General features: G+C 50.9%; 2 protein-coding genes and 1 pseudogene. 1 reads left to right on the top strand and 2 read right to left on the bottom strand.

Going from position 1 to position 4,172, the window contains the following annotated elements:
- Position 1 precedes the first annotated feature (1 nt).
- A pseudogene (locus ACUU1M_RS19095) lies at positions 2-2,072 on the top strand (hydratase).
- Positions 2,073-2,212: 140 nt separating this feature from the next.
- On the opposite strand, the gene ACUU1M_RS19100 reads toward ACUU1M_RS19095, so the two are convergent.
- Both ACUU1M_RS19100 and ACUU1M_RS19105 read right to left on the bottom strand, forming a co-directional pair.
- On the bottom strand, positions 2,213-3,496 hold the full coding sequence (locus tag ACUU1M_RS19100) for a putative acyl-CoA thioester hydrolase (protein ID WP_001091541.1): 1,284 nt from the start codon (positions 3,494-3,496) through the stop codon (positions 2,213-2,215).
- 134 nt (positions 3,497-3,630) lie between these two features.
- A partial coding sequence (locus tag ACUU1M_RS19105) for a tyrosine-type recombinase/integrase (RefSeq protein WP_375054551.1) occupies positions 3,631-4,172 on the bottom strand: 542 nt, incomplete at its 5' end.

Consider the following 4,172-nt stretch of genomic DNA (forward strand, 5'->3'; position numbering starts at 1 on the left):
TATTGCCTGGTCTATTCTCTCTTCTCATAATACGTCCGGAAATATGGATAAACTTAAAATTAAGTTTGATTCATTCCTCTCACGATATTACCTTTGTTGGTATTGTACAGACCGCTAAAGCGTCCGGAATGGAACGTTTCCCGCTGCCGTATGTGCTGACCAACTGCCATAACTCACTCTGCGCCGTCGGCGGCACCATTAACGGTGATGACCATGTTTTTGGTTTATCGGCAGCTCAGCGTTATGGCGGTATTTTTGTGCCTCCGCATATTGCGGTCATCCATCAATATATGCGTGAGATGATGGCTGGCGGGGGCAAAATGATCCTCGGGTCAGACAGCCACACCCGTTACGGTGCATTAGGGACAATGGCAGTCGGTGAGGGTGGCGGTGAGTTGGTAAAACAGCTGCTTAATGACACCTAGGATATCGACTATCCGGGCGTGGTTGCGGTGCATCTGACCGGAAAACCTGCGCCGTATGTGGGGCCACAGGATGTGGCGCTGGCTATCATTGGCGCGGTGTTCAAAAACGGTTACGTCAAAAACAAAGTCATGGAGTTCGTTGGACCGGGCGTTAGCGCGCTCTCTACCGATTTCCGTAACAGCGTTGACGTGATGACCACGGAAACCACCTGTTTAAGCTCCGTCTGGCAAACTGATGAAGAAGTGCATAACTGGCTGGCGCTGCACGGTCGCGGCCAGGATTACTACCAGCTTAACCCTCAACCGATGGCGTACTACGATGGCTGCATCAGCGTTGATTTAAGCGCCATCAAACCAATGATTGCGCTGCCGTTCCACCCGAGCAACGTGTATGAAATCGACACACTGAACCAGAACCTGACCGACATTCTGCGTGAGATTGAAATTGAGTCCGAACGCGTGGCGCACGGTAAAGCCAAACTCTCGCTGCTGGATAAAGTGGAAAATGGTCGCCTGAAAGTGCAGCAGGGGATTATCGCGGGCTGTTCTGGCGGTAACTACGAAAACGTCATCGCGGCGGCGAATGCACTGCGCGGTCAATCCTGTGGCAATGACACCTTCTCGCTGGCGGTTTACCCGTCATCACAGCCGGTGTTTATGGATCTCGCCAAAAAAGGTGTGGTAGCAGATTTGATTGGCGCAGGCGCAATCATCAGAACCGCATTCTGTGGCCCATGCTTTGGCGCGGGCGATACGCCAATCAACAACGGTTTGAGTATTCGCCACACCACGCGTAACTTCCCGAACCGCGAAGGCTCTAAGCCAGCCAATGGGCAGATGTCAGCGGTGGCGTTGATGGACGCTCGTTCTATCGCTGCGACTGCGGCAAACGGTGGCTATTTAACCTCTGCCAGCGAACTTGATTGCTGGGACAACGTGCCGGAGTACGCCTTCGATGTAACGCCGTATAAAAACCGTGTTTATCAGGGCTTTGTGAAAGGGGCAACTCAGCAACCGCTGATTTACGGACCGAACATTAAAGACTGGCCGGAATTGGGTGCGCTGACTGACAATATCGTCCTGAAAGTGTGCTCGAAGATCCTCGACGAAGTCACCACCACCGACGAACTGATTCCTTCCGGTGAAACCTCTTCTTATCGTTCAAATCCGATTGGTCTGGCGGGGAATGTCAGCGAGCTGACAGAGGTGTTTGCGCGCATTAAGCAGATTGCTGGTCAGGAGCATATTGATTCGCTGCAAACTGAAATTGGCAGCATGGTCTATGCGGTGAAACCAGGCGATGGTTCTGCGCGTGAACAGGCGGCGAGCTGCCAGCGTGTGATTGGCGGTCTGGCGAATATTGCCGAGGAGTACGCGACTAAACGCTACCGTTCTAACGTCATCAACTGGGGGATGTTACCGCTGCAGATGGCGGAAGTGCCAACCTTTGAAGTGGGGGATTACATTTACATCCCTGGCATTAAAGCGGCGCTGGATAATCCGGGTACGACGTTTAAAGGTTATGTGATCCATGAAGATGCGCCGGTAACGGAAATTACGCTTTACATGGAAAGCCTGACGGCTGAAGAGCGCGAGATTATCAAGGCGGGTAGTTTGATTAACTTCAATAAAAACCGTCAGATGTAAAAAGCGCCATGTGAATGTAGGTCGCATTCGGCACTTATTGTCGGATGCGATGCTGGCGCATCTTATCCGACCTACAAATCGCATCGAACCGTAGGCCGGATAAGGCGTTTACGCCGCATCCGGCAAATAGTTAATAGCTCTTACTTCTTCGCCTCTGCAACCACTTTGCTGCCCACGCCGCGGTTATTGTATTCCCACATGCGGTTGTAGTTAGTGTCATTCAGATTGCGCTGTATTTCGTCGTTATCATCTACGCTGCCGGTATTACCCGCAAACGGACGATTAGAGATCACCGCATCGGCCCACGGTTTAGCCGTGTTAAAGCCTTCGTTGATGGCGCTATCACGGATCACCACCTGACCGTTGGTATTAGCATCAACATCCAGCGAGCGGCCCAGTTGCGCCACGCCATCACCGGAAGCATTGAAACGGCTGTTTACGGCGAGGAAACCGTAATAGATGTTAGACAGCGTAGCCGGTGCAAACACATATGCTTCTTGCTGGGTACGTGAGTTCACCACGCGGAATTCGGTGTTATCGAACACCACTGCGCCGCGACCAGAAACGATATCCACATCCCCTTCAATATAGCTGTTGGTCACCAGCGTACGCGGCTGACGGTTGGTTTCCAGACGGTTCTGCACACCGCTGTTGGTGACAAAGAAGGTGTTCTGACGACCGAGAATGTTAACGTTGTTAATCTGTACCTGGTCACCGTCAGTACGCAGTGCTACCGCCGGATGGTTACCTGCATCTACGCTATCGCCCAGCGTGTTTTCGATGGTCAGATTTTGCAGTTGCAGTCCATTGTTTTGTGACCAGAAGACCGCAGAACACAGAACACCGATACTGTCGCTGCGTTTGCTCTGGCAGCTATCGTACATATACCACGCTGGTTTACCTGGCATATATTTGCCGCGCGGGTTGACGTCGTGACGCCAGTCGGCAGGGCTCATGCCCCCATCAAGGGAAAGCCCAATCTTCACATCAATCGGTTTTTCACCTGTACCGTACAGAGTGATTCCACCTGGAGCAGCAGGGACATACACCGTTCCCTGATACTCACCAGGCATCACGGCAATATACTGGCGCTTGTTGGTGCGCTTGATAATTGCCGCATCTACCGCCGCCTGAATCGTGGTATGCGTTACACCTTGAGTACCCGCCGGGCCGACAACAAAGTCAGGTTGCGCAGGCAGGGTTATCGGGGACGGATTCCACGCTGCAGCACCTGGTGTCAGGGATGCAAAATAGTGTTGCGCATCGAAATTCAGCGCTTCTTTTGCCGACAGAATCGGGCGAGAAGAGGTACCAGGCGCAGTTTGATCAGAAGGACGTTGATCGGGTGGTGTTGAGCTACAGGCGGTCAGCGTCACGCCAAAAGCCAATGCCAGCGCCAGACGGGAAACTGAAAATGTGTTCACAGGTTGCTCCGGGCTATGAAATAGAAAAATGAATCCGTTGAAGCCTGCTTTTTTATACTAAGTTGGCATTATAAAAAAGCATTACTTATCAATTTGTTGCAACGAACAGGTCACTATCAGTCAAAATAAAATCATTATTTGATTTCAATTTTGTCCCACTCCCTGCCTCTGTCATCACGATACTGTGATGCCATGGTGTCCGACTTATGCCCGAGAAGATGTTGAGCAAACTTATCGCTTATCTGCTTCTCATAGAGTCTTGCAGACAAACTGCGCAACTCGTGAAAGGTAGGCGGATCCCCTTCGAAGGAAAGACCTGATGCTTTTCGTGCGCGCATAAAATACCTTGATACTGTGCCGGATGAAAGCGGTTCACGACGAGTAGATGCAATTATGGTTTCTCCGCCAAGAATCTCTTTGCATTTATCTAGTGTTTCCTTCATTGATATCCCAAGAGCATCAACATGCAATGTTGTTGGGATGGCAATTTTTACGCCGGTTTTGCTTTGCTCGACATAAAGATAGCCATCTACGATATCAGACCACTTCATTTCGCATAAATCACCAACTCGCTGCCCGGTAACAACAGCCAGTTCCATTGCAAGTCTAAGCCAACATGGTGATGATTCTGCTGCTTGATAAATTTTCAGGTATTCGTCAGCCGTAAGTCTTGATC

The organism is Shigella sp. SIG6 (genome assembly GCF_053555815.1).